General features: G+C 55.9%; 7 protein-coding genes. 5 read left to right on the forward strand and 2 right to left on the reverse strand.

Annotated features, from left to right (window positions below; all coding sequences use genetic code 11):
- Positions 1–120 precede the first annotated feature (120 nt).
- Positions 121–519: a hypothetical protein gene (locus GGR95_RS18700; RefSeq protein WP_184568384.1), complete on the reverse strand. Its 399-nt coding sequence runs from the start codon at positions 517–519 to the stop codon at positions 121–123.
- A gap of 110 nt (positions 520–629) precedes the next feature.
- On the opposite strand from GGR95_RS18700, the gene GGR95_RS18705 reads away from it, so the two are divergent.
- Both GGR95_RS18705 and GGR95_RS18710 read left to right on the forward strand, forming a co-directional pair.
- Entirely contained in the window at positions 630–860 is a 231-nt protein-coding gene (locus GGR95_RS18705; RefSeq protein ID WP_184568385.1) for a helix-turn-helix domain-containing protein, read from the forward strand.
- A gap of 228 nt (positions 861–1,088) precedes the next feature.
- Positions 1,089–1,241, forward strand: coding sequence for a helix-turn-helix domain-containing protein (locus GGR95_RS18710; RefSeq protein ID WP_114865794.1), 153 nt, complete (start codon positions 1,089–1,091; stop codon positions 1,239–1,241).
- A gap of 153 nt (positions 1,242–1,394) precedes the next feature.
- On the opposite strand, the gene GGR95_RS18715 is transcribed toward GGR95_RS18710, so the two are convergent.
- Positions 1,395–1,745, reverse strand: a complete 351-nt coding sequence (locus GGR95_RS18715; protein WP_184568386.1) for an ArsR/SmtB family transcription factor — start codon at positions 1,743–1,745, stop codon at positions 1,395–1,397.
- A gap of 56 nt (positions 1,746–1,801) precedes the next feature.
- Here GGR95_RS18715 and GGR95_RS18720 point away from each other — a divergent pair, with 56 nt between their 5' ends.
- The 3 genes from GGR95_RS18720 (at position 1,802) to GGR95_RS18730 (ending at position 3,732) form a co-directional block, all read left to right on the forward strand.
- Entirely contained in the window at positions 1,802–2,656 is an 855-nt protein-coding gene (locus GGR95_RS18720) for a cation efflux transmembrane domain-containing protein (RefSeq protein ID WP_037298733.1), read from the forward strand.
- The gene (gene lspA / locus GGR95_RS18725; RefSeq protein WP_055296365.1) at positions 2,653–3,162 is read left to right on the forward strand and encodes a signal peptidase II; all 510 of its coding nucleotides are present in this window, start codon (positions 2,653–2,655) and stop codon (positions 3,160–3,162) included. The genes GGR95_RS18720 and lspA overlap by 4 nt, the downstream gene beginning before the upstream one ends.
- A 102-nt stretch (positions 3,163–3,264) precedes the next feature.
- Positions 3,265–3,732 carry a DUF411 domain-containing protein gene (locus GGR95_RS18730; protein ID WP_112313392.1) on the forward strand — a complete coding sequence of 156 codons (468 nt, stop codon included), beginning with the start codon at positions 3,265–3,267 and terminating at the stop codon, positions 3,730–3,732.
- Positions 3,733–3,904 lie beyond the last annotated feature (172 nt).

A 3,904-nucleotide genomic window follows, 5' to 3' on the forward strand; every position in this document is an offset into this window, starting at 1 on the left:
TATCGCGGCGCTTCTGAACACGTTCTGAGACTGGTGTCGGCATGGGACTCTCCTTTCGTTACATGTAACAATTGGAGGGGGCGGTTTCAAGTCTGCCCATACGGCTTCGGAACACCTACGTCAGCTATCGTTCGAGATATTAGCGGCAATCCACTTTGCGGGTAATTTCCCACGATTATCGCCGATTATCCCGTTGATGATATGGGATCCCCATCTGAACCCAGCTTTAGGGCCGAAAAACGCCCGATACTCCATAAATTCGACCTGTTCAGCTTCATGACGGGACCTTGGCTCCCTTTTGATCGGGGACAGCCGACGCGCAACAGGGACTATGGTAAGTGCTATGGGAGTACTCTGATCGGGATCAATGAGGGTCACGCAGACCGTCACCCCGTTCACCATGGTAAAGCCCCTACCAGCCATCTGTTTTTTGAAGTCCTTAGCCCATTCGTTGTCGTTTTTTTGAACAAACACATCACCTATGAGCAGATCAAACTTTTGAGTTACGGTATCAAACATCGCAAGCACCTTCATCGCCGTAGAATTACATTCTGTGATCTTATTTAGATCACTCCGAATGTATCTTAAAACAGGTAGAGTTATAACCGACAATAGCGCCTTTTCCAGATGTGAAAAGAACGCCAAAAAGCCAGCTCCGCGATGTACTCGCCCGCAACCTGCGGCTCCACCGCGCGGAGCGTGGCTGGTCGCAGGAGCGACTTGCTTTGGAGAGCGGGCTAAACCGCACCTATCTTAGTGCAGTCGAGCGATCCGAGCAGAATATTTCTGTCGATAATATTGCGCGGTTGGCTGCGGCTTTGAACATTGAGGCCCGGGATTTGCTTAAAGTGGCAAGGTAGCGCCGTTCCGGAAAAGGTGGTTTTTGAACGATGGGTTCCTCCCAACAAAGGTACGTAATGCGACATAGCGTTCACGCCATGATGTTGGTCTGATGGCGTTTTCCGTGTTTTCGCCCCACCCGTTTTGCTGCTCTGTTTATGCTGCCTTTTTCGGGGGCAGGATGCCAAGGGTATCGCGGAGCTTTTCCTCGGAGAAGTCGTACTCGCCGAGCATGTTGATATGTGCCCATGACATGGGCGAATGGGAGGCGATCAGCATTATCGGCGGATCAGCAGGCTGAAGTGAGAGACAAGATCAAAAACGGCGAGACGATCTCAGCCATTGCACGCCATTTTGAAACCAGCAGGCAAACAATCATGCGCGTCAGAAATCAGGGATAATCCTATGTCGCATTTCGTACCTTTGTTGGGATAGACCCAAAAGGTCGCAGTGGCACTAGATGTCGATGCAGTGGAGTTGCTGCGTCCGTTGATCGACTAAATTATTGCGATCCAAACCTTTCATGGAATCCAAGCACACACGCAAAGGACCGTTTATTCCCCGCAATAATTGTCACACGCCTCAACACCCTCTGCGACCACATCGAGAAGGGCGTCCACGTCATTCAAAAGAGCTGTAATACGCGGACTGCTGATCCGGTAGCGAATGAAGCGCCCATCGCGGTCGCTGGCGACAAGTCCGCAATCCAGAAGGCATCGCAAATGATTTGACACGTTGGGCTGCGATAGCCCTGTGCGTTTGACGATCTCGTGAACAACCAACGGTCCTTCACACAGCACGCCCAGTATCGCCAGTCGGCTCGGGTCGGCAAGACCGCGAAAGAGCTTTGCCCTACGCTCGATGCCAGCGGCCGCAGCATTGCGATCGGCGAAGACTTGCATCATATCACTCCTTGCTGATATGTTTGAACTTGATCCACTTTAGCAGGAGTATTGCACCGATGGCCAACACCGAAAGCACCCGATCGACAGCAGATACGTCGCCCGTCCGTTACCGGGTTTCCGGAATGGATTGCGCCAAGGATGCCGCCCAGATCGAGCGGGCGGCGCAGTCTGCGGGTGTCGCGCCCGACGCAGTGAAAGTATCAGCGGCGACCCATATCATGACTCTGAAAGTCCCTGAAGCAAGCCTGCCGGAGATTGAAAAAGCCGTTGAGACAACGGGATATGGGTTCGACCGCATCGAGAGCGACGAGGACCTTCAGCAAAGTGCGGCCCATCAGGACCCGGGCTACCGCCGCGCGCTCTGGATCGTCGTGATTCTAAATGTCGGTTACGGCGTTCTGGAAATGATTGGTGGGTTTATTGCCGGGTCACAGGCGGTGAAGGCCGACGCGCTGGATTTCATCGGCGATGGCGCGATCACTTTCTTGGGGCTTCTTGCCATCGGATGGAGCCTTCTCTGGCGGGCACGCTCTGCCCTGATCCAGGGCATCTTTCTCGGCCTGCTTGGCCTTGGGGTCTTTAGCACGACCATCATAAGGGCATTCGAGCCGACAACCCCAGACGCCACATTGATGGGGATTCTGGGCCTGATTGCTCTTGTGATAAATGTCATCTCCGTGCTGCCGTTGTTGCGGTACCGCAAGGGCGATGCGAACATGCGCGCTGTCTGGCTTTTCTCGCGTAACGACGCCATCGGCAACGCCGCAGTCGTTATCGCCGCTGGGCTAGTGGTTTGGCTGGGCAGCGCTTGGCCCGATCTTATCGTCGCGTTCGGGATCGCCGGACTGTTCCTGCACTCGTCATGGGCGATCATCCGCGACGCGCGGGCCGATCTGAAGGCGGTGGCATGAACAGCCGCGTTCTCGGTGGGCTTTGCGCCATCGCCGCGTTTGGTGTTGATCAGGGCACCAAGGCTCTTGCCCTGAACTCCCCGGCGCTTGAGAACGGGGTCGAGGTTCTGCCCTTTCTCAACCTCGTGCGGGTTTTGAACGATGGGGTCAGCTTCGGTATGCTCGGCGGGGTCGTACCCTGGTGGGGTCTGGTCGCACTTGCTGCCGTGGTCGTGGCATGGCTGCTGATCTGGCTGTGGAAGGCTCCGGACAGGCTGACAGGTGCGGCGCTCGGTCTGATCATCGGAGGCGCGCTTGGCAATATCCTTGATCGTCTGCGCTATCAGGCGGTCCCTGACTTTCTGGATTTTCATTTCGGAACATACCACTGGCCGTCCTTCAACCTCGCTGACGTGGCGATTTTCTGTGGGGTGGCACTGCTGTTCTGGGACGGCTTTCGCGCGACGAAAGGTAAGCCGGGACATCAGGTACAAGACCAACGCGAGGGAAATATCACGGGGAGATAAACGATGTCCGGCATACCATCCGCAAAGGGCTTCGACAGCACGTTCGCCCAACTGCGCAACCCAAGGCCCGCACAAGACATGCCATCCAAAAGGAGAAATGCGATGCACATAACGCGCCGCCAAATTTTGACCGCCGTCGCTGGCATTGCCAGCGCCGCGCCGCTTGCGGCATTTGCGCAAGTTGCACCAACAATCCACGTTCTCAAAGACCCTAATTGCGGCTGCTGTCGCGCCTGGGTCGCCATTCTTAGGCAGGAGGGCTTTCGCGTCACCGAGGAGCGGAGCTTTGGGACTCTTATGATGCGTCACAAGCTGGACAACGGCATCCCGCAAAGAATGATATCGTGCCACACGGGCGAGATTGAGGGTTACATGATCGAAGGGCACGTGCCGGTCGCCGACATCCGCCGCCTGTTGGCTGAACGGCCAGATGCTGTCGGTCTCGCTGTTCCTGGCATGCCCTATGGGTCGCCTGGAATGGGCCCAGAAGATCAGCGTGAAGCTTATGATGTGTTCTTGATCCGCCGGGATGGTAGCAGCGAGGTCTTTACGAGCTATTCCGCAGCTTAGGGTCAGGATTCATAACCAGTAGATGACGAGGGCGGCGAGGGCGATCGCCGAAAGGAAGACCTTCGGGCACCGGTCATAGCGGGTCAAACAGATGCGTGCGTGGCTTGATCAGAATGCCGAAGGTGCGCAATCGAGCGAAGGTCTGGTGAGGGCCTTTGTGCAAGAATGTCGT

The sequence above is a fragment of the Sulfitobacter undariae genome (genome assembly GCF_014196805.1).
Taxonomy (GTDB): domain Bacteria; phylum Pseudomonadota; class Alphaproteobacteria; order Rhodobacterales; family Rhodobacteraceae; genus Sulfitobacter; species Sulfitobacter undariae.